This is a genomic window from Hassallia byssoidea VB512170 (assembly GCF_000817785.2).
GTDB lineage: Bacteria > Cyanobacteriota > Cyanobacteriia > Cyanobacteriales > Nostocaceae > Hassallia > Hassallia carrinoi.
In genome coordinates this window covers 21,586-44,620 of the sequence record NZ_JTCM02000042.1, presented here as the reverse complement: position 1 = coordinate 44,620, position 23,035 = coordinate 21,586, and the positions used below count along the sequence as shown (strand labels likewise).

Annotated in this window: 18 protein-coding genes; 6 read left to right on the top strand and 12 right to left on the bottom strand. The window is 39.3% G+C overall.

The genetic code is table 11. The features are described 5' to 3' along the window. The first annotated feature begins 358 nt into the window (after positions 1-358). Together PI95_RS18415 and PI95_RS18410 are read left to right on the top strand one after the other, a co-directional pair. Positions 359-1,042 carry a PD-(D/E)XK nuclease family protein gene (locus PI95_RS18415; RefSeq protein WP_039752745.1) on the top strand — a complete coding sequence of 228 codons (684 nt, stop codon included), beginning with the start codon at positions 359-361 and terminating at the stop codon, positions 1,040-1,042. A gap of 74 nt (positions 1,043-1,116) precedes the next feature. Then, entirely contained in the window at positions 1,117-1,290 is a 174-nt protein-coding gene (locus tag PI95_RS18410) for a hypothetical protein (protein WP_163518991.1), read from the top strand. Between the two features lie 91 nt (positions 1,291-1,381). Here the strand turns inward: PI95_RS18410 and PI95_RS18405 are convergent, their stop codons facing one another. Continuing rightward, complete coding sequence (locus PI95_RS18405) at positions 1,382-1,942, bottom strand: COP23 domain-containing protein (RefSeq protein WP_039752746.1); 561 nt, start codon at positions 1,940-1,942, stop codon at positions 1,382-1,384. Positions 1,943-2,051: 109 nt separating this feature from the next. On the opposite strand from PI95_RS18405, the gene PI95_RS18400 reads away from it, so the two are divergent. The 3 genes from PI95_RS18400 to PI95_RS18390 are packed head-to-tail and all read left to right on the top strand — an operon-like array spanning position 2,052 to position 9,632. After that, positions 2,052-5,036, top strand: a complete 2,985-nt coding sequence (locus tag PI95_RS18400; protein ID WP_336507247.1) for a two-partner secretion domain-containing protein — start codon at positions 2,052-2,054, stop codon at positions 5,034-5,036. A 13-nt stretch (positions 5,037-5,049) separates the two neighbouring features. Continuing rightward, a complete protein-coding gene (locus PI95_RS18395; RefSeq protein ID WP_039752749.1) occupies positions 5,050-6,795 on the top strand; it encodes a ShlB/FhaC/HecB family hemolysin secretion/activation protein in 1,746 nt (581 codons plus the stop codon). Beyond that, positions 6,747-9,632 (top strand): CHAT domain-containing protein, encoded by a 2,886-nt coding sequence (locus PI95_RS18390; RefSeq protein ID WP_052325754.1) that lies wholly within the window; start codon positions 6,747-6,749, stop codon positions 9,630-9,632. The genes PI95_RS18395 and PI95_RS18390 overlap by 49 nt, the downstream gene beginning before the upstream one ends. 200 nt (positions 9,633-9,832) lie before the next feature. Here the strand turns inward: PI95_RS18390 and PI95_RS18385 are convergent, their stop codons facing one another. The 7 genes from PI95_RS18385 to PI95_RS18360 all read right to left on the bottom strand — a co-directional run bounded on the left by PI95_RS18385 (position 9,833) and on the right by PI95_RS18360 (position 18,835). Next, entirely contained in the window at positions 9,833-12,136 is a 2,304-nt protein-coding gene (locus tag PI95_RS18385; RefSeq protein WP_052325755.1) for a serine/threonine-protein kinase, read from the bottom strand. 42 nt (positions 12,137-12,178) lie between these two features. Then, positions 12,179-12,310 (bottom strand): hypothetical protein, encoded by a 132-nt coding sequence (locus PI95_RS36870; protein WP_268896791.1) that lies wholly within the window; start codon positions 12,308-12,310, stop codon positions 12,179-12,181. Between the two features lie 404 nt (positions 12,311-12,714). Continuing rightward, positions 12,715-14,280 (bottom strand): rhomboid family protein, encoded by a 1,566-nt coding sequence (locus PI95_RS18380; RefSeq protein WP_039752750.1) that lies wholly within the window; start codon positions 14,278-14,280, stop codon positions 12,715-12,717. A gap of 322 nt (positions 14,281-14,602) precedes the next feature. Beyond that, positions 14,603-15,685 carry an AI-2E family transporter gene (locus PI95_RS18375; RefSeq protein ID WP_039752752.1) on the bottom strand — a complete coding sequence of 361 codons (1,083 nt, stop codon included), beginning with the start codon at positions 15,683-15,685 and terminating at the stop codon, positions 14,603-14,605. A gap of 240 nt (positions 15,686-15,925) precedes the next feature. Further along, positions 15,926-17,374, bottom strand: a complete 1,449-nt coding sequence (locus PI95_RS18370; RefSeq protein WP_039752754.1) for a bifunctional orotidine-5'-phosphate decarboxylase/orotate phosphoribosyltransferase — start codon at positions 17,372-17,374, stop codon at positions 15,926-15,928. An 86-nt stretch (positions 17,375-17,460) separates the two neighbouring features. Beyond that, positions 17,461-18,183: a molybdopterin-dependent oxidoreductase gene (locus tag PI95_RS18365; protein ID WP_039752755.1), complete on the bottom strand. Its 723-nt coding sequence runs from the start codon at positions 18,181-18,183 to the stop codon at positions 17,461-17,463. 52 nt (positions 18,184-18,235) lie between these two features. Then, entirely contained in the window at positions 18,236-18,835 is a 600-nt protein-coding gene (locus PI95_RS18360) for a cytochrome b/b6 domain-containing protein (RefSeq protein WP_039752756.1), read from the bottom strand. A gap of 320 nt (positions 18,836-19,155) precedes the next feature. Here PI95_RS18360 and PI95_RS18355 point away from each other — a divergent pair, with 320 nt between their 5' ends. Then, a complete protein-coding gene (locus tag PI95_RS18355) occupies positions 19,156-20,103 on the top strand; it encodes an NAD(P)H-binding protein (protein WP_236117100.1) in 948 nt (315 codons plus the stop codon). 268 nt (positions 20,104-20,371) lie between these two features. Here PI95_RS18355 and PI95_RS18350 read toward each other — a convergent pair whose 3' ends face one another. The 4 genes from PI95_RS18350 to PI95_RS18335 all read right to left on the bottom strand — a co-directional run bounded on the left by PI95_RS18350 (position 20,372) and on the right by PI95_RS18335 (position 23,027). After that, entirely contained in the window at positions 20,372-20,689 is a 318-nt protein-coding gene (locus PI95_RS18350) for an MGMT family protein (protein WP_039752760.1), read from the bottom strand. 12 nt (positions 20,690-20,701) lie between these two features. Then, complete coding sequence (locus PI95_RS18345) at positions 20,702-21,226, bottom strand: DUF4174 domain-containing protein (protein WP_163518989.1); 525 nt, start codon at positions 21,224-21,226, stop codon at positions 20,702-20,704. A gap of 162 nt (positions 21,227-21,388) precedes the next feature. Then, on the bottom strand, positions 21,389-22,057 hold the full coding sequence (locus PI95_RS18340; RefSeq protein ID WP_039752761.1) for a 2OG-Fe dioxygenase family protein: 669 nt from the start codon (positions 22,055-22,057) through the stop codon (positions 21,389-21,391). A 205-nt stretch (positions 22,058-22,262) separates the two neighbouring features. Continuing rightward, positions 22,263-23,027 carry an HpcH/HpaI aldolase family protein gene (locus tag PI95_RS18335; RefSeq protein WP_039752762.1) on the bottom strand — a complete coding sequence of 255 codons (765 nt, stop codon included), beginning with the start codon at positions 23,025-23,027 and terminating at the stop codon, positions 22,263-22,265. Positions 23,028-23,035: the final 8 nt, after the last annotated feature.

The following is a 23,035-nucleotide window of genomic DNA, read 5'->3' as shown; positions in this document are numbered from 1 at the left end:
TTTGCTGTAATTATAAGCTGTGTGTTAGCTAATAACTGTATTTTAATATACTGGCTTTGTCAAGATGTTCTCTTCTGATGTTAAGTAAAACAAATAGATAAGATATTATTATTTTTCTGTATAATTTATAATTGTTGCCAATAATGCAAAAAAGCAACAAAACATTGAGAAATATTAAGATGAAGTTAGTGTACATATACCTCTTGCAGTTATTTAGGAAAAGGGCAAGAACGCACAAGAACAAGAAAAAGTGATTTCGTTTACAACTTTAGTTAACATGGGTGAATATTACCTCTGGTATTAGAGGTAAGCCTTAAGGCATAAAAAAGCAATTTCTTCTCAAAATCAAATTCAACTGATGCCATTTGATACCGAACTACTACCCCGTATAAATGCCAAATCCGTCCGGGAAAATGGTAAACAATATTATGTAGATGCTAAAGGAAGTCGCTTTCCGAGTGTGACAACTATACTTAATGCCACGAAACCAAAAGAAGAACGTGACAGACTATTCAACTGGAAAGCGCGTGTAGGTACAGAAGAAGCTACCCGTATTTCTACAACCGCAAGTCGTCGGGGAACTCAAACCCACAAACAAATTGAGCGCTATTTACTTGGTGAAAATCCGATTTGTCCAGAAGCAAGTCTTCCTTATTGGGAGAGTATCAAACCGATTTTGAAAGAAATTGACACAGTGAAGCTGATTGAAGGCTCAGTTTTTCACTACGATTTGAGCTATTCAGGAAAAGTTGATTGTGTTGCTAATTATAAAGGCATTCCCTGCATTTGCGAATGGAAAACAGCAGACAAACCGAAAAATTCAATTGAGCGTTTATATGAGTATCCACTGCAACTTGTAGCGTATATGGGAGCCGTAAACGATTATTATCGAGATTATGATATTAAGTTAAATCATGCTTTATTAGTGGTAGCGATTCCAGAAATGCCGGCTGAGGTATTTTGGTTTGATTCTGAAGCAATGAATAATTACTGGGAACAGTGGCAAAAGCGAGTTGCTGAATATTGGAAAAAGAAATATTAAATGTGCTTTGTTCTAGATAATCTTTAATCGTTTTACTTTTTACTTTTATCTTTTTACTTTTTACTTTTATCTTTATGGAGTTTGCTTGCGAACAACCGGAAAAATTAGCCAGACATAATGGTTTTAACCTAGCACTTGCAAATAATGTGAAAATGGTAATTACAGGAATGCGATCGCAAAGTGACTCTGTAAGAGTATCGCATTTTCAAATACAAGCAAATATGGTGGCAGAAGTTAGAGGACTATAGGTGTGAATATGAATGTAGGGACAATTCATGAATTGTCCCTACACGGATTTCAGGTAACGCACCATTAAATTCGGTCGATGTCTAATATTTTCTACTGAAATAATATCTGGAACCAACTTCTAGGTCTCATTCTGGAGTAAGTTTGATCAACAGCACCAGCTCTAAATTTATCTTTAATTGTCTTTTCATCTAGCTCAATTATATTAGGAGGAACGACGATTGCAGATAAAGCCTTGTAGAAGTCTTGTGCTGTCTTAACATTTTTGACACGAAAGAACTCCTCACCACTAAGATTGCAGCTTTTACCTCGTTGATTAATCAAGCAAATAACAGCAGTTTGATTGTTTGAATTAAGCTCTAATCCCCATAAACCCAGTTCTTCTTTGTCGTAGCGGTTCTTTAATATCTTAGCTGCGCGTTGACAATGTGAGACAAGATCCTGTGACTCGATATACTCCTTTTCCCATTTAATCAGCGGTTTGTATTCTTCCTGATTTTTGGGATTGTAAGCGACAGTGGTTGGTGTATCCTTAATTATCTCACAGCCAAATAAAGTATTGCTGTTAGAACTTGACTGGCTGAAAGTTGGGGTAGCAGTGAAAGCGATCGCGACCGTAGTCAAACCAAACAACAATGATTTTTGGACTTTCATACAGCTTGACGAATAAAACTGTTTAAGATTTTAACTGATTGTTTGACTTTTGCTGATGATTTGTAGTATTTATCAATACTAGTCATAGTTTCACCATTGCCCAGCCACCGTGTATCCAATAATACGATATGCTCTTTCTGACTGGCTCGCTTGCAGTCTTCCCCTGTGCTTGCTGATTGCAACAAATCCCGCATTCGCGCAAATAGTTCCAGATAACACCCTGAGTGTCAATTCAGTTGTCACACCCCAAGGAAATATCAAACTCATTAATGGGGGAACTGTGGCTGGAAGTAACTTATTTCACAGTTTTCAAGAATTTTCCGTCCTGACTGGTGAGACAGCATCTTTTAATAATTCCCTAAATATTCAAAATATTCTCACAAGGGTTACAGGCAATTCGGCTTCTAATATTAATGGTTTACTCAAAGCTACAGGTAATGCCAACTTATTTCTAATTAATCCCAACGGAATTATTTTTGGACGCAATGCAACGTTGGATATTGGGGGTTCATTTGTCGCTAGTACAGCAAGTAGCATCAAATTTCCTGATGGCAATGAATTCAGTGCTATTAATCCTCAAAGTACATCTTTATTGAGTATCACTGTTCCTCTGGGTTTGCAATTTCCCGGAATGCCTGCAAACATTATCAATCGCACTGCTAATCTTCAAGTATTGCCGGAAAAAACTATCGCTTTAGTGGGTGGAAATGTCACCCTAGAAAATAGTCAGTTAACAGCACCACAAGGACGAATTGAACTCGGTAGTGTTGCCGGGAACAGTTTGGTAAACTTGAATTCCACAGCTAACGGCTGGACTTTAGGATATAGCGGTATAAATAATTTTGGCAACATTAAACTATCTCAGTCTACGGTAAGTGCGAATAGTGGTAATATCCAAGTGCAAGGCGATATTCAACTATCCCAGTCTACGGTAAGTGCGAATAGTGGTAATATCCAAGTGCAAGGCGATCGCGTAACGCTGACTGATGGATCGAGAATTGTCTCTGATAATTCTGGAAGTCAAAACGGTGGGGAAATTTTTGTCCGAGCTAAAGATTTGACTGTCACAAATGGCTCTAGAATTACTGTACAAGCTTTGAATCAAGGGAACGCAGGTAGAATCAACGTGCAAGCTGATGCGGTAGAAGTCAGCGGTGCATCACCGGACAATCAAGTGTTCAGCACAATTGCAGCTACCTCAAGAGGAACTGGTGATTCTGGAAGCATAAATATTACAACCAATCGGTTGACTGCCAGAGATGGTGGTGATGTGTCGGTGACAAGTTTTAACTCTGGGAACGGAGGAAACCTGACTGTCAATGCCTCTGAGTTTGTAGAATTAATTGGCGATCGCATCAGTTCGGATAATCAAAACTTCAGTCGTAGTGGTTTGTTTGCCGCTACTGAGGGAACTGGAAATGGCGGAGATATAACAATTAATACCCCTAACTTGCAAGTACGAGATGGGGCAAGAGTGTCCGTGTCTACACGCGGTAGAGGGGAGGGCGCTAAACTAGGTGGTCAAGGTGGTAATCTGCTTGTCAATGCGAAAGTGATAGAACTAAGCGGTACTGGTTCAAATGGTAGATTTGCCAGTGGTTTGTTTGCTTTGTCTGGAGAAACAAGACCAACTATCCCAGAAAATGCAGCTACAGGTGATGGGGGAGATATCAGAATTGAAACTGGGCAGTTAATTATTCAAAATGGGGCACAAGTATCAGCAGGCACTGCGGGTAGCGGTCAGGGAGGAAATATTACCGTCCAAGCTGATGTTATAGATATAACTGGAGCATCAATTCTTAATCGAGGATTCAGTACTTTAGCTGCTACCTCCCGTGGTACGGGAGACTCTGGTAATATCAGCATTGATACTCGGCAGTTGAGAGTCAGCGATGGTGCAGACGTTTCGGTTACAGCTTTTGGAACCGGGAGTTCGGGAGAGCTTAATGTCCGTGCTTCCGATTTAGTAGAACTGATTGGGGCAAGTGCTATTCCCAACAGTGCAATCTTCAGCCGCAGCGGTTTGTTTGCTGCTACTGAAGGAACGAAAGACGGAGGGTCTATAACGGTTAATGCACCTCGGTTGGTGATTAAAGATGGTGCAAGAATTTCAGTCTCTACTCGTGGTAGGGGTGAAAACGGCATCCCTGGTGGTAGGGGTGGTAACTTGATTGTTAATGCCTCAGATAATATAGATTTGAGTGGGATAGGGCAGGTGCAACTAGTCCGCGACGGACAAATTGAGACATCTAGATTTGCCAGTGGTTTGTTTGCTTTGTCTGGAGAACCAAGACCAAATATCGGAGAAAATGAAGCTACAGGAATCGGTGGTAACTTAGAAATTAACACTGGCTTGTTGAGTATTCGAGATGGGGCTGAAGTGTCGGTGAGTGCTAGAGGTTCAGGACCAGCTGGCAACCTGCAAGCACGAGCTAACTCTATCAAGCTGGATAATGGCTCGATTATCGGGTTAACGGTCTTGGGTAACGGCGCTAACATTAATCTACAAGTTCAAGATTCTTTGCAACTGCGCGGTAACTCTCAAATATCTACTACTGCTGGTGAAAGTGGCAATGGTGGTAACATCACAATTACCGCAGATACCCTCGCCATCTTAGAGAATAGCAGCATTAGCGCAAATGCTGGCAGACTAGGGGGAAATGTGCAAATTACCACCCAAGGACTGTTTGCCCTTGGGGATGCGATCGCTGCCACTTCTGCCTTGGGACCTCAATTCGACGGGATTGTAACTATAAATACTCCAGATGTGACACCGAGTCAAGGATTAGTTGAAGTCCCAGTTCTCGCTCCGGAAAACCAGGTAACGCAAGCTTGTGCAGCAGAGGTAGGAAAAGACCGCAGTCAATTTATTATTACCGGACGTGGTGGACTACCGCCTAGCCCTACGGAACCACTTAGCAGTGAAGCAGTCAGGGTAAGTGCGACAACAGAGCGATCGCCATTGCCATTAAATAATTATCCGCGACCAGCTACAGGATGGGGAGTTAACAGCTTTGGTGAAGTAGTTCTTACAGCTAATGCGGCTAACACTCAAACTTTCAGGCTACCCACAGTTGACTGCCATGTGCGTTAAAAATTCTTACAGGATGAGGTTTTTTTGGCAGTTGTTAGTGCTGAATCTGGGATTATTGGCTGTGAGTGGGATATATTTGTCAGCGCGATCGCAGAATATTCCCCCAGTTCAAATTCCCAATCGGGAGCAACCCCAGACACCTGAACTGCTACTTCCTCAAGAAGAACTTCTGCAAATTTTGCCCTCAGCACCGAACTTACCCGAACAAAATCTCGATATTCCTAGACCCATTAATGTTAAACGTTTTGATTTTGTCGGCAACACAAAAGAAGTATTTAGTCAAGAGAGGTTGCGTAAAGAACTACTAGAAGAATTTACCAACACAGATATTAGTTTTGCCCAATTGCTCCAAGCTGCTTCTAAAATAACCGCTCTCTACATCAAAGAGGGATATTATACTTCTGGTGCATATATCCCAGAACAAACCCTAACAGGTGATGTTGTCAAAATCCAGATTGTTGAAGGTAGTTTGCAAGAGATTCGGATTGCTAGAGAGCAGACAAGTTCCAGACGGTTGAATGATAATTATGTGCGATCGCGTTTAAATTTAGCCACTGCAAAACCCCTGAATGTCAGACATTTAGAAGAAGCTTTGCAACTATTACAACAAGATCCCCTGATTTCAAAGATATCAGCAGAACTATCTGCTGGCACAATTCCTGGGACGAATTTACTCAAAATCACAATCGAGGAAGCAGATTCTTTTAGCACCCAAATTATTGCTGATAATAGCAGAAACCCCAGTATTGGCAGTTTTCGACGGGGATTAGAAATAGAACAGGCTAATTTAACTGGATTAGGAGATAGCCTGAATATAGCCTATAACAATACCGATGGCAGCAACGCCATAGATGCAAGTTACACCATACCGATTAATCCTCACAATGGTACTATTAATTTTAGCTATAGCACCACCTTAAGCAATATCATTGAACCGCCATTTGACGACTTAGATATTGAGTCAAATTATCGCAACTATGAACTCACTGTGCGTCAGCCAATAGTGCAAAATGCTAACAAGAAATTCACCCAAGAATTGGCACTTGGCTTGACATTAACTCGGCGAGAAAGCGATACTTCTATTTTAGGGGTAAACTTTCCCATTTCCGTAGGAGCAGACGCACAAGGAAACACCCGGATTTCCGCATTGCGTTTCTTTCAAGAGTACGAGCGAAGTAGTTTTCAACAAGTTTTAATTGCCCGCTCTCAGTTTAGTTTGGGTGTGGGTGCATTTGATGCCACAATTAATGATAAGGCTCCCGATGGTCGTTTTTTTGCATGGCGAGGACAATTACAGTGGTTGCGCTTACTTAATTTGGAAACTGACAATCCACGGGTTGCACCGAAACTTTTACTGCGTTCTGATGTGCAACTAGCTAGCAGAGCGATCGTGCCTTTAGAACAGTTTACATTAGGCGGTATTTACAGCGTGCGAGGTTATCGTCAAGATGCTGTTTTTAGTGATAATGGTGTTTTTGTTTCCGCAGATTTGCAATTACCTATTTACAATACAGATAACGGAAAAAATGTTTTACAGTTAATTCCATTTGTTGATATTGGTACTGCTTGGAATAGTTCCGGCAGAAATACTCCAAATCCTAACACTTTAGCTAGTGTTGGTTTGGGTTTGCAGTGGGAAATGGGTGAACGTTTCAAAGCTCGTTTAGATTATGGCATTCCTTTAGTTGATGTTAATTCGAGGGATAGAACATGGCAAGAAAAAGGTCTATATTTTTCCGTGCAGTACAATCCATTTTAAAAAATAGGTTTAGATATCAGCATCGTCAGAAGTTAGTAGCGTTATTTTTAGCATTATTAACATTAATTTTTAGCTTAATTGTTCCTGCAATTAAAGTTGTAGCATTTGAAAGTAAATTACAACCAACTTTTATAACATCCAATGCCTTAGAGTTGGAACAGCAAGGAAAAGACTACTATGACGCTGGACGTTTTGCCGAAGCTGCCGAAACTTGGCAACAAGCAGCAGATGCTTATGGTAAAAATGAGGATGATAAAAACAAAAATCTAATTAATAAAGCCAAAGCTTTGCAATCTCTAGGGCTTTATCCAGAAGCATGTAGTCAACTTCTGCAAGCTTTTGGTAAATTTAATTTAACTTGCCAGGAATTAATTAATAAAGATAAAGATAAAGATGAAGAGAAAAATCAAAATTTTATTAAAGATATAAGCTCAAAATCAAATGTCCTTAATCAGATAATTGGTTTGCGTCTTCTCGGTGAGATTTTACAAAGATTTGGCGAACTAGATTTATCCCAACAAGTTTTAGAAATAAGTTTGCAAGCATCTAAAGAATATCCCCAACAAAAGAGTGCATCTCAACTCGCATTAGGCAATTTAGAACGTGCTATAGGTAATAAAAACCGAGATGAGTTAGATTACAAGAAAATTTTATATACTATTGAAGAAAAGTGTGAACCAGAATCTAATAAATGTGAGGAACAAAAAGAAGAAGTTTTGGGGCTATATAACCAAGCATTCCAGCATTATGAAGCAGCAAAACCCCAGGCTTTACTAATAACACAGATTCAGGCTGAACTGAATCAACTCAGCCTAAGAATCGAAATGCAAGCATGGTGGGATGAACAGATTGAAAAACACCAAGATTTGCTTCACAGACAAATTAAACAGCTTGATACTTCTGAACAATCAAAACAGCGATTGGGTGATATACAAAAAATATTGGTAAACTTACCGGAAAACAAGAATTATATACAAGAAAAATTGAATACTATAGTAAAAGTAGAAGATTTGTTGCCTAAAATCAAGTCTCATTTGGGTAACTTATCGCAGAGTCGTGAAAAAGTATACGCGCAGATTAATTTTACTCATAATCTGATTAATCTTAAAAATAATACTAACAAAGACTACTTTTCACAACAAAAAATTGCTAAATTTCTATTCGACGCTATTCAAGAAGCTCGCAACTTGAAAGACAAGCAAGCAGAAGCAGCAGCTTTAAGTAATCTTGCTAGGCTATACGAACTGCAAGTACCAGATAGAGAAAAACTAACAAAACAAGAGCAACTCTACCTTGCTCAGGCAAAAAGCTTTACTCAAGAAGCTATAAAATTATATGCTGATATTAATGTTGATAACCGTCAAATTTTATATCGTCAGAGAAGCCAATTAGGACGCATTCTTAAAGCTCAAGGAGATATTAAAGCAGCACTTGCATCTTACGCTGAAGCATGGAATATACTCCAGTCGCTCCGTGGAGATTTAGTTACTAATGCTGATAACCAGTTTGCTTTTCGTCAAGATGTGGAACCTGTATATCGAGAGTTTATCGATTTACTAGTACAAGCTGAAATCAATAAAATTGATGTAGAAAAATTGGTATTGTTAAATAACATTCCAGGAGCAAACAAATCTGCGAAGGATGAAACACCAAAAAATCCCTTAGATATAGCTCGTCTTGTCATGGAATCTTTGCAATTGGCAGAGCTAGATAATTTCTTTCAAGAACCTTGTTCACCAGCAATAGCTAAACCAGTCCAAATTGACAAGATTGATAAGAGTACAGCAGTTATCTATCCAATTATTTTGGAAAATAGCTTAGAAGTCATTGTCTCTCGGTCTGGACAATCCCATAATTATCCAAAGAAAATAAGTAAGAAAGAAGTTAGGAATACTTTAGAGGATTTTGCTAATCTTATATACAACGACAAAGTAGAACCAAACTCGGCGATAAATATAGTAAGAACTGGAAATCCCAAATCAGAACTAAATTCAAATAAAGCAAAAATTTTACAACTATCCCAAAAAATATATAATTGGTTAATACCTTTGAAGTTAAAGCAACAGTTAATCAAAGAAAATATAAAAACTTTAGTTTTTGTGCTCGATCGCCCTTTCCAGAAAATTCCAATAGCTGCTCTTTACGATGGCAAAAATTATCTTGTGGAAAAGTATAATATAGTTCTAAATTTAGGTCAGCAACTGATACAGCCAAAACCACTTGAACAAAAAAATTTCAGAATTTTAGCAGCGGGAGTTAGTGAAGAACTCGAAAAAGTAGGTACAGAATTGGATATGATTGAAGAGATTAGTAATAGTTTACGAGTGCCTTATAAAGAACTTCGCAATGGAAATTTTAATAAAAAGAATTTAAAAGAAAAAATTCAATCTTATCCTAATGTAGTACACTTAGCAACTCACGGTGTTTTTAGTTCTAATCGCAAGCAAACATTTATTATGACTGGGGATAATGATAGAATTTATATAGATGAGTTCCGGAATTTGCTCAACCCTAAAGATACAATTAGGAACAGAAACATTGAATTACTTGTTTTAAGTGCCTGTCAGACAGCTTCAGGAGACGAGAGAGCTGCTTTAGGTATCGCTGGGGTAGTGTTGCGCTCTGGAGCGAATAGTACAATTGCCACTTTATGGAATGTATCAGATGCTGCTACAGCAGTGCTGATGGAAGAATTCTACAAAAATTTAACTAACCGTGACAAAAAAATGAATAGAGCGGAAGCACTTCGCAGTGCCCAAATATCTCTTTTAAAAGGTGATGAGTACAATCATCCTTTATACTGGGCACCTTTTATTCTAGCGGGTAATTGGATTTAGTCGGTATTGTCGTTTCGTATTTTTTCTTAACCTTAATGAATAGTCCAGTAGGGAGTGTTATCGCTCCGAGAGTACGGCATCAAAACCTTCCAGTGGTGCGCTCTTGCGTTTGGTCTATAACACACACTACATTTTACTGTAGAAGCAATTCATGAATTGCTTCTACGCTCATTCATACCTTGATTGGTGCAACGCCTATTTTACCCTCCCAAATCTCTTATACCGTTTTGCGCTGGTTCATAATCTGACTTAATACGAAGGGCTTCTTCGTAGGCTTTACGAGCTTCTTGGGGAGAATTTTTAGTCAACAAGTCACCTTTATTAGTCCAAGCAACATGATTTTTGGAATTCTTTTCAATTGCTGTGTTAAATGCGATGAGCGCTTTATCTGGTTGTTTCAATCGCATCAATGTTAGACCTTGACTATTCCAAGCATTGGAACAATCATTAACATAATTTTTCTTAGTCAATTTACAACTTAAATCCTTAGCCATCTCCACAGATTCCATTGATTCTGGGTATTGCCCCAAATCAGATTCAGCATTTGCTTTACAAAGCCAAGCTTCAAAGGAATTCTTATCCCTCTGAGTCGCTTCTGTACAAGCATTTAATTTCTCTTCATTTCTGTTGAGTTTGCCTAAGGCATAGCCCTTATTTACCAAAGCTTCTATGAAATTTGGATCAAGTGCTATTGCTTGTTCGTAGGCTTTGATCGCTTCCTCATACTTTTCCTTATTTTCTAGCGACTTACCTGTGTTAAAAAACTCTTCTATCCGATCATTTCGTAATTTTTTGTAGAAAATCAAACCTATGCTAACTACACCGACCAGAACAAAGATGGGCAAGAGTCGGAAAGATTGCCTCGATTGCAAAAAATTTAGAAGATTTGGAGGATTTAGAGCTTTTAAAACTTCCTGTGCTGATTGGTAACGTTGTCCAAATTGGAAGCGCACCATCTTAGTTAAGATTCTTGCTAATTTAGGGCTAACTTTGGCTCGATTTCGCCATACAAACTCTCCCTGAGAATCTGTCCGTAATTGTTCAGGAGATACTCCTGTTAAAGCTTGGATTGCTGTCAGACCCAAAGCATAAATATCACTGCAAGGGTTCAGTTTATTTTGAAGTTGTTCGGCAGGCATATATCCATGTGTTCCCCCTGGTTTGACAACAACTATTCTCTGAGGATTAATCTCTAAAGTTGTAATTTGCTTACATTTAGAAAAATCAATGAGAACAATTTTGTTATCCCGCTGTCGTCGAATTAAGTTAGAAGGCTTAATATCTCCATGAATGATACCTGAGTGATGGATAAATGCTAATATTTCTAAAACATCCTTCAATAAAGCAATAACTTCTGGTTCGCTTAAGCGATTACCTGGTGTAATCTTTCTACTTAAAGCCTCACCTTCTATAAATTCATAAACCAAATAGAATTCTTGATTTTTTTGGAAGTGATCCAAAAGTCGTGGAATTTGTTGGTGAGGAAAATTTTGGGATTCTGTGATTGCGGTTGCAAAGAGACTTTGTGCTGACTGCAAAATTTGCTGGTTCTTGCCTGGCAGCTGAAGTTGTTTAATGATACAATCAGTTTGGTAGGGACGTTGTGAATCTTCTGCTAAATATGTATAACTAAGCCCTCCTCCGCCCAAGTAGCTTTTAATGTAGTAGCGCTGGTTCAGTGTTTGATCCAACAGAGTGAGGGGTTTTAAATCTGCGAGAACTTCAGCTGCTGTTTCGTAGCGCTGTTGATAATCAAAGCGCACCATTTTGTCTAAAATTGTTGCTAAGTACGGGCTAATCTGTACTCCATTCCAGATAATTTCGTCTTTTTGATTCTTCACAGGAATTCGTCCTGTTAAAAGTACGAATCCGGTTACACCCAAAGCATGTATGTCACTTGCAAATTTTGGTTTTCCTATAAGTTGTTCTTGTGGCATATAGCCCCGTGTACCAATAACCATTGTTAATACTGTTTGTCCTTCAGGATTAACTGATAAAACACTAACTTCTTTAACTGCCCCAAAGTCAATCAGAAAAATTTTATTATCGCTCGTCCTCCGGATTAAGTTATCAGGTTTAATATCGCGGTGGATAACATTATTACCAGAGAGATAATCTAATACTTTTAAAACATCATACAAAACATCAATAACTTGTTTTTCACTTAAAAGCTGATTTTTGATTTCTTCCTTTAAATTCTGACCTTCAATATATTCCTGAACCAAATAGAATTTTTGATTTTCTTGGAAGTAATTATAAAGTTGTGGAATTTGCTGGTTGTAAGTCCCTAAGCGACGCAGAATATCTGCCTCTTGACGGAACTTTTCTTCTGCAATCTGCAACTTTAATGGCTCGTTGTCTAGGGGCTTTAGGTATTTAACAACACAAACAAGTCCTGGTGATTGTGTATCTTCCGCTTGATATGTCTCGCCAAATCCGCCCTTACCGATAGAGCAGATAATTCTATAGCGCTGATGTATAATATCTCCAGGTTGGTGATCCATATAGGGTTGGGAAAATTAGTATTTATCGAATTTAAAATCAGTCTAATGGAAAAAATGCGATCGCGTACTCGCAGCTCTGTTTGGCAGCATCGCCCGCGCATCAGCAGGTAAATAGCCGGATGGTTGGGCAGTGCCGCAGCGATCGCAACTGCGGTACTGAGGATAAGTTGCCAATAGGTATTAATCCCCACCCAATCCACTCTACCAGTCCTTTTATACCTGTCGGTGTAAGTGCTAAGTTAACTCGCGTCTTTAGTTCGTCATGTAATTCTGGGATGCCTGTGTCCTTTCATAAATCTTTTATATAATTTCATAGCGGAGTTATCTACATAATTTCTCATAGATTGGTCTTTTTTGGTCTTGAAACCAAGGGATTTTATTACATTTCACTGTTAGGGGTAATGTAAAGGTGCGCTATCACCAAGGGCAAACTAGCCCCAAAGTATTTCCTGGGCTAGCTTTTGTTAAGTTTATCCAGCTTTGAATTGTTGACAAGTCTCTCCATGTTTTTTGAATAAGATCGATAATTTCTTTAAGATTGACTTGATAAATTAGATATGAAAGCGATCGCCTCAATTTTACTTACCAATAACTTTCAACAAAAACCCTACCACAAAGCCAATAATTACCCCGGAAGTATGTCCAACAAAGCTGATTTGTGGGGTTGTTAAGTCGAAGATTGCTTGTAGCATAATTAGTGATAAAATACCCCGCAAACTCTTAGATGCAATCCGCGTTTTATGTCTTAGCCAGTCGTAAAACAAGATAGCGGCAAAAGCACCAACTAAACCCATCACACATCCAGATGCACCAACCACAAATTCAGTTTTAGAATATCCCATTACCGACATAAAAGTAACGGCTAGCATTGAGCCTAAACCAGTGGTGAGGTACAATATTAAATATCGTGCTATTCCTAAATTAAATTCCACCAAACGACCAAATACATAAAGACCAAACATATTCATTAATAAATGCAAAAAACCAAAGTGCAAAAAGGCAGCAGTAAATAAACGCCACCAATCTCCCTTGAGAACTTCTGTTGGGACTAATGCACCTAACCGGTACAAAGTCAAGAAATTAGTGCTACCACCAAATTGAATTTCTAAGGCAAAAGCAAATAAATTCAACCCGATAATAAAGTAAGTCGCATTTGGTTTAGGTTGCGTTAAGTCAGCTTTGCCGCTGTATTTAGCTTCTTGCAATAATTCAGCAGCAATTCGAGATAAAATCTGTTTGGATTTATCAGTTAATATTGTTTCAGCTTCAACTACAGGCTGAGATAAACGTCTTTCAATCGGACCATGATAGCGAATATCATTGCTGTTGCGGATACTTAATAACTGTTCTCTACCTAATAACTCATTTCCTGCTGCTAGATTAGCTGTTGCTAGCCAAAATACTTGAATTGTTGGCGAATAAATTCTGAGTGAACCATTAATTAATGTTTTTACCTGTTCTATTTGACCGCAAAACGCTAACACAAACATACGTGCTAGATTGCGTGTAATCAAGTTAGGTATTTGCTCAATGCTGCGTTCATAATACTCCCATGCGTGCAGTAAACTATTTAAATCGCCAGTTTCGCCAAGCGATCGCAAATAATAAAGCAGCATTTCACTATCTTTCTGCAATCTTGCTTCAGATAGATTTTCTTGTATCCATACCAGCATTTCTTCCCAACGAGCATCGATTTGGTAAAGTGTAACAATGGCTAATCGACCAGTCGGTGTATCCGTCGTTTTGTAACGGTTTAAAATGGCTAAAGCTTCTGCGATCGCTCCCTGCTGACCTAAATCCAAAGCGCGTAACATTTCCGGTTTTTCCCGCAAACCATCCGCAGGATGCAACCAAGACACAAATTGAGCTAATTTGCTGGCTTGATGGTAACGTTGTTGAGCAACGAGTTGATTAACTTTTCTGTTAGCAAAATTGGGTATGAGTATGAAAATCACCCAAAAGCATCCCCCAACCAAACCACCTAAATTGGGAATTAGATAAGATGTGACTGCTGTCACAACAAAGATAAATGTAGAAACAAAAATCCAGCCACGATTGTGATGAAAAGAATTACGAACAGCAGAAATCGTGGTAGTAACGCATGATAAACAAACTATCCAAATCAATAAATTATTAATATCCATAATCGGATTTGCACCACATTAGAGAGGAACTTCTATCATAGTTCCCTTTTCGGTATGCGTTTATATAGCAATCCTAAATGATTCATAAGATTCTCTCTTTTTTTTCTTGGTGTCCTTGGCGTCTTGGCGGTTCGTTTTTTGGTCTTAAAAGCGTAAGTCCTAAAGTTGTTAATTAGGTCATGCTGCCACAGTTATATCTTAGTTGTGAAAAATAAATTTTGAATAACGAACCGCCAAGACGCCAAGGACGCCAAGTTATAACAGGAGCGAGAGAGTTTTTGCGCTCATTCCTGAACTTAAATTATGCAAGTATCCCCAGCATTTACTCATTCACTAACATTTCTGGTGATTTTTCCTTATTATCTGAATAATCAGATATAGAAACAAAATTCTCGGCTGCATCTTTAATAAAACCAGCTACAGGTACAGCAATCAGCAATCCCAACAATCCACCAATATAAGTTCCTACCAGCAAAGAAACTAACACCCAGATTGGTCTAAGTCCTGTGAAACTACCTAAAAGACGGGGAGCGATCGCCTGGTCAATTAACTGGTCAACTACAACAGATGCAGCTAAAACCTTCGCTGCTAACCAAAAATCATGTGACGCTATTATTAAAGTTATCACTGCAAGACTTACTACATCACCAAAAGGAATTAAACTCAAAATCCCCACTCCCAAACCAAAGAGTAAAGCAAAGGGAACTTTGAGAAGCAAAAACACTATTGTCAGTGAAACTCCCATCAACAAAGCCAAAGCTACCTGACCAATCAAATAATTTTGAAAATTTTTATGAATCGACTGCCTTACCTTCTGACCAAAACTCCAAGGTAACTTTTTAAATATCCCATCCCATATTCTCTTGCCATCAGCTAAAAGATAAAAAGTTAGCACTATTGTAATTAATGCTTCAGAAATACTATCAATAGTATCTAAAATAACGCTAAAAATTTTGTCTCCGAGAAACTCCAACTCGTTAGGCAATCGGTCTGTTATTTGCGTAAATATTTGACTAAAATTTACTTTTAATCTGTGATTGATAGCCCAATCATTTAAAATATAAAGTTTTTGCTTATTAGAATCAATCCATTGTGGAAGCTGTTTAACCATTTCATGAAACTGCTCTAATACAATGGGAACCAAAATAAGACCCAAAGCAGCTAAAATTATAATAGTAGAGAAAAAAACTAATCCGATGGCATAGCTACGTTTAACTCCACGTTCCTCAAGAATTGAAACGGGGTAATTCAAAATGAATGCTAGCAAAGTTGCCAAAACAAAAGTTGTCACCAAAGGTTGAAAATATTGAAAAAATCGAAATACTAGCCAACCATTGAGAAAAACTGAAGGAAATATCAGCGTTATAACTAACCATTTAAGTAATTGATTGAGTGAAACAGTCATAATTAATTCAAAATTAAAACTTCAAAATTAGCAGATTTAGGGTGAGCAATGCCCACCCTACAAATTTTAGGATATAAAAGCACAGATAATTATTGAGTTTGCTCACATTTTGAAGAATGCACGTTTTCGCCCTCAGGCTGGAAGCCGCAGGCTCAAATACAAAGCCAGACGAGCGCAGGCTTCAAAACCCTAGATTTTTATAGTCCGCGCAGGCGGACTTTGTTTGTGTAGCCGCGACTTCTAGTCGCTAGGGCTTTGTACTTCTTTCAAAGCTGAAAATTGCTCATCATTTATCCGTCCAGCTTGATACAGCGTTTGTGTAATTTCGGAAATAGTTAAAACCGCATGACCTTGATAACCATTTTCTCGTAATCTGTCTTTTACGCCATGTTCATGGTCGATAAAAACTACAATATCATTCACATTTAATCCTGCCGATTTCAACTTTTCTGCCCCTTCCATAACACTTTTACCGCTGATGAGAATATCATCAACTACCGCAACTGTTTCCCCAGGATGAAAATCACCCTCAATTACTCTGCGGGTTCCGTGTGCTTTCACTTCTTTACGAGGAAAAATCATCGGACATTGAAGACGCAAAGATAAACCAGTAGCTGTAGGCAAAGAACCGTAGGGAATACCTGCTAATCTATCAAAATTGAGGTTGACCAAAATTTCTTCATAAGCGATGATAACTTGATTAAAAACTTGCGGATTAGAAATTATTTTGCGTAAATCGACGTAATAAGGAAATGTGGCTCCCGATGCTTGGACATAGTTGCCAAATATAATGCAGCCGATATCATAAAGTTGCAAAATTAAATCTTGTTGCGGATGTTGATCCAAAAAACAAACATCTGGCAACCATAGAGAACAGCTAGAAATATCTTGGATAATTTCAGTTTTTGCTTGATTAATTTGGGCATTTAAAGACTGAACTTCTTGAGATAATTCTGTTGAACTCAACATATCTTGAGGAACAGGAATCAGCAAACCTTCACCATTAGTATTCAAACCAGCCGCTAAAACTTGATTAAGGTTGCCACCTTCTGCCCAGATACTACGAGCCATGATAATTCGTTCCGGCGCATCTGCTCGAATGCGGGCGAAAATATCAGGCTTTGTTGTTCCCACTTCTAAACCTAATTGTTCTGGAGTACCCCAATTTTTTGATTCTTTTACTACTTGCAAATAAAAGGGTGTTTCCGTTGTTGGAAATTGCTGTAAAGGTTCTGCGGCTGAATTAGAAGTACAACATAAAACAAACACCGCTTTCCCAGGATAAACCAAAAACGGTGCGACATTATCTTGTCCGGCATAAGGACTGAGAGTAATTGCATCCACATTCCATTTACTAAACACAGTGCGGGCGAAAATTGTGCTGGTATTTAAATCACTGTGTTTGGCATCTAAAATAACTGGAATGTGAGCGGGGATAGATGCTAAAGTTTTTTGCAGCAGTTCTAAACCAGGAATACCCAAAGCTTGATAAAAGCCGAGTGTCGGTTTATAAACGCAAACTTGTTCGGCTGTTTCGGCAATAATGAATTGCAACCAATCCCACAAACTAGAGATGATATCACTAGAAGTGTAGCGAGCGGGCATCATCTCTGGATTGGGATCAAGCCCGACAAATAGTAAGCTTTGATTTTGGGCGATCGCCTGACTCAATTTATCAAAAAAGTTCATATTAAATATTTAAAACATCACAAACAAAACTAAGTTATGAGTTATAAATTCATAACTCATAACTCATAACTCATAACTCTAACTTTCTACAACCCTCCATACCATTCATAACCCTGGTCTTCCCAGTAACCTTTCATCGGCGACAAATAACTAACCAAAGTAACTTTAGTCACCCACTTACTCTGCTTATAACCAAGTTTAATTGGCGAAGCTAAACGCAAGGGGGCACCATTTTCAACTGGCAAAGGTTCGCCATTTTTCTGATAAGCTAATAAAGTCTGGGGATGCAATACTGAAGCAATATCCCAACTTTCGTAATAACCATCAGCAGATTTAAAGTAAGCAAATTTGGCATTCGCTTTAGGTTGGGCAAGGGCGACAATTTCCCGCAGACGTATACCACCCCATTGCACAATCGCTGCCCAACCTTCAACACAAACATGACGAATAATCATGGAAGTTAGCGGCAAAGCCTGAATATCTGCCATACTCAAGCTAAGAGGATTGTTGACATCGCCATCAACAATTAAGCGATATTTTGCTTGGTCAATAATTGGATTACCTTTGAAACTATTAACTAGCAACTCTTTCGGTTTAATATCACTCTTGGAAAATTCAGGTACAGGCTTTTGGGGATTAAATATTAATGTTTCAACCTTCTGATTTAACGGTTCAGAAAGGTTGTTCACAACATCACTAAATAGCGGTGCGCCGCAACCACTAAGAAGAAAACCCATACCAGAAATGCCCGAAAATTGTAAAAATCTCCGGCGTGTTAATTCAGAACGAGGTACGCGAATTAAATTCATAAAATTAGTCCTTTGTTATTTGTCGTCAAATAGTCTATTTATCTTCTCACCACTACCAAAACATCGATTCCGTCAACTGTTCCCCTCCAGCTTTGCGCCCTAACTGCCAGTGAACTAATACAAACAGGATAACGCTTGGTACTGAAGAAAAGTGAACAATTCGTAATGCTTCCCAACTACCAAACATATCAACAATCCAGGGAAATTGAGCAGGTTTATACATGCCTATTCCTGTGAATAAAGCCAGCAGTAGAATGGGAATAATAGCTGTATAAACGATGCGATGCCAAGCATAACTTAAACGCTTCGAGTTTTGAGTTTTTTGTAATGCTTTGATATCATTTATATTTACAAACCGATGTCGCCAACGTCGGGTAATTAAAACATAAATTCCATACCACAATAGATTCAGCGAAAATAACCACATTCCCGCAAAATGCCAATGTCTGCCTCCCGCAAGCCAACCTCCTAAAGTAAATAGAGGGGGAATATGTAAACCTGCACGTCCCCCAAAAACAGGGTTAGCGTTGTAAATTTGTAGCCCACTACTGAGCATGATAAACAAACTAATGATATTACAAAAGTGGAAAATCTTCGCACCTATTGCTTGGGTTGGCAACTTGCGACTTTTAGGGGGAACTGTCGAATCCATAGATATTTCTTGTTAAATATTATTTTGTGTGTATTAAGCATTACTCAGCAAATTTGCGGCAGGGTAAACATTACCCTGCTTTTTCCATCCTACCGTTGAGGGGAGTAGTGTGCGACTAATTTTTAACTATTACAATCAGTAAATCGCAAAGTTTTTCTCAAGGGCGATGCCTAGGTTGGGCTACGCCGGAGCCAATTCAATTCACCGTACATATTAGTTCTAAATAATACCTAAATTCTTAATAAAAGTTATATTAGTGAAAGAGTTTCAAAAAATGAAATTATAAGGAATGTACGCCCATCCTAATAATTACCATTACCTTGACAAAACAACTAGCACTAACCGATTCAGAAACCCTAGCAAACAAAAACGAAATATTTATGAAAGTTATAGTAACTGGTTCTTTAGGAAACATCGGCAAGCCACTGGCTAAGGAGTTAGTAGAAAAAGGTCATACGGTTACGGTTATCAGCAGCAAGCCGGAAAAGCAAAAAGACATTGAAGCCTTGGGCGCCACCGCCGCCATCGGCTCATTGTCAGACGTTGATTTCCTGGTTTCCACCTTTACCGGTGCCGATGCCGTGTTTGCTATGGTGCCGCCAAACTTTACCGTGCCCGATCACAGAGAGTATTACCGGAGAATTGGCAGCAACTATGCACAAGCCATTCAACAGTCGGGCGTAAAGCGTGTGGTTCATCTCAGCAGTTGGGGCGCGCATTTAGATAAGGGCACCGGATTCATCGTCGGTTCTCACGATGTAGAAGGCATTCTGAATGAGCTAAGAGACGTAGCCATTACGCATCTGCGCGCTGGTTACATCTACTACAATTTGTATAACTATGTAGACATGATAAAAGGGCTGGGCTTTATTGGCGCAAACTATGGTGGCGACGGCAAGATTGCAATGGTTGCCCCAATCGATATTGCCGCCGTCGCCACCGAAGAGCTAGCAACACCGGCTACCGGCAAGCAAGTGCGATATGTGGCAAGCGACGAGCATACAGCTAACGAAACCGCTCACATCTTAGGCACCGCCATTGGCAAGCCTGATTTAAAATGGGTAATCTTTACCGATGAGCAAATGCAGGACGGTATGGAAAACAAAGGAGTGTCAGCACATATTGTAGCCAACTTTGTTGAACTGGGTGCCAGCATTCACAGCGGTGCATTGCGGCAGGATTATGACCTGCATAAGCCAATTGCTATGGGCAAAGTAAAGTTGGAAGATTTTGCTTCAGAATTTGCTGCTGCTTTTAAAAAAGGGTAAGAAACTGTGATTGTCTTTGTACAAAGAGGCTGTCTCTAAAGGGGCAGCCTAAGATAATTTTTTCATTACAGGCTCACTATATGGGTAGTTTTGCCGAATCGTAAATAATTCGTCACGAAGACCTTGACATTTGAGTTGACGCCTTTTCGATTTGCTTTCGATACCGCTTCACACTGGACATACTGATCCCCGTCAGGCTTACCGTTTCGCTGATAAGCCGCGTTCAACGGCTTTCTTTGAAATTGAGCGATAAATCGCTCACTACGAATCAATCTTCAGGTTGCCAGAGATACTCACGCAAATTGATTTTCCCTTCTGGGCTAAATTTTATTCCTTCTTCTTCCAGAAGCGATCGCTGTTTGTAATCTGTGCCGTTTCGCTGCATTGAGTGGGATATCTCGCCTTTGGCATTAATCACTCGATGCCAAGGTATATCTGATAAACTGATATCAACTTGATAAAGAGCATATCCGACTAAACGCGCTTTTCCGTACAAGTGAGCCAAATCTGCTATTTGTCCGTAAGTTGCCACTCTACCTTTTGGTATTTGGCGGACAATTGCATATATGTTGTCATACTTAGACATTTATCTTCTACTTTATTTTTGCATTTCCTGCTGACGCATCGGCATTGCATCTATCTCGTTAAAAATTACCTTTGCCTCAACGGGTTTGGAGTCGCTGCGCTTTTCCGTACCATCTTTACCTACTAAGATGACTCGGAAATCTTCGGGGGAAACTTGAAAACGCGATCGCACTTTCGTAACATCTGCTTCATCAATCGCCTTACCCGATGCACGACTTGTCCCTTCTGTCAATATCTCCACCAATAGTAAATCTCGCTCAGAAAAATCAGCTTGTTGCCCTTGAAATAACTGCATTTGTTTTTGATAAGCGGGATTATTTTCGTTATCTGCAAACACTAGCAAAAGGCGGTTTTTCCATTGGTAGGATTTTAAGTCAAAAGCCATATTTTTGTTTTTTACAGTTTTTGGGTTGGAGGCGATCGGCACGAGTCTATTTGACTTATTCTGAATGTATAAACTCGATACATCGGCTCTGTACAAGCTTGAGCAGCCGACATTGGTTAGGAGTAGCAGTGCCATCAAGCAACGAGTTAACATTATTAGTGCGAATAAGTAAAAATAATCAGCCTCAATTCCAGTTTACATCATCACTCAAAAAATTAGGCATTGCTAAAGAGGATGAATTGTTCTTCGCTACGAGTGCGCGAAACATTCATCCCGTCAATTAGCAACGCCTAAATTATAAATCCTTATACTCAATTAATCACAAAGCAAACTTGGGGAAGTTAAAACAAAAACATCTCTTGTTCCCTGAGCATCAGTTTGAGGTTTAATCGGAGTAGTAAAATGATAAAATTCATGGTCATTAACCAAGAGTAATTCTCCAGAATTCAGAACTTTATTAAAAACGGGCTTTTCTTTTTTGGCAGCGTAAAGATGCGTTTCTCCACCTTGAATATTTTCTCTATCAACAGAAAATATCCCGATAAAATCAGTACCATCCTGATGAATACCTTCAGGTGCGGGATTTCCTAAATTATTTGGTGAACAAGTCGTTCTAATTTGATGTACTCCTATTTCTGCTTCTGGGTGAAGTTTACAAGAATCACTAAATGCCAAAACCATATATTTAAAAATATCAAGTTCTATAAGTGCATCATCTAATTCTGCAAACTCTCTTTTAACATCACCCACTAATGGATTGTATTCTTTGCTTTGAAAAAGGTAGCCATGAGGTAATTTGCTTAACTTATTTTCCGAAACTATAAAACGAGATAATCTTCTAAAGCGATAGCTACCTTTAATATAAGGGTCTAGAGGCAAATCATTAAAAAACTGTTTAAAGCCTTTTGGATTGATGGAATTTACCTTTCGCAATGTAAACATAAAGGCATATTCCAATTGCATCGATTCCGATACTTTTTGCATAATACTTTCCGGGTTGCAGATTGATACTTTCCCAATTTTTTTATTGGGATTATATATTAAGTATAAATTATTTTTTTAGTAAATGTCGTTAAATAGACTACAGAAATTTCCCTTTTATGATATAGCACGTGATTCGATTCCCCCAAGTAGAGACGTTCGGTCCGGAACGTCTCTACAATATGTGTCCCAACTAGGGACAAGTTGATTAATTCCTCCTGACGGCGTTGACTAAATTCTCACAGCCTTTTAAGAAGATGCTTACATCCACCCCCAGCCCAATGTATTGAATTCCTGCGTCAATCCACTGCTTGGCAATTTCGGGATTGTCGGCAAAAGTGCCGACTGCTTTGCCGGAGTCGCGAATAATAGTGACGCATTGCTGCATCAACTCAATAACACGCGGATCTCTTACCTGACCGGGAATACCCAGCGACTGCGATAAGTCGTAGGGACCGAGAAAGATAACGTCAATGTGGGGTACACTAACAATCTCTGCAATGTTCTCCACACCGCGCTGACCTTCGACATGAACCACAACCAAAGACTCTTCGTTTAACTTGTCTGTGATTTGCGTTCCCGCTGCTGTGTACATACCTGCCCGCGTCGCAAATGACAGTCCGCGCAAACCGAGAGGACTGTACTTGGCTCCCTTAACGCAAGCTTCAGCATCAGATTTCGTTTCAATTTGCGGCACTTGCACCCCAGCACTACCGATGTCAAGCGCTCTTTGAATTTGCGGTGCGTCATTCTTCCTGACGCGGATCACTGGGGCAATTCCTACGCAATCTGCCGCACGGCAGAGGTCTTCCGCAGCCAGTGTATGCAAAGGTCCATGCTCCATGTCAATCACCGCAAAATCAAATCCTGCGTGTCCGCAGATTTCGATAAACGCCGGATAAGCGCAATTCATAAATGTACCGAGGACAACCTCGCCCCGCTTGAGTTTTCGTTTAAGTTGATTTTCACGCATGGTTATCG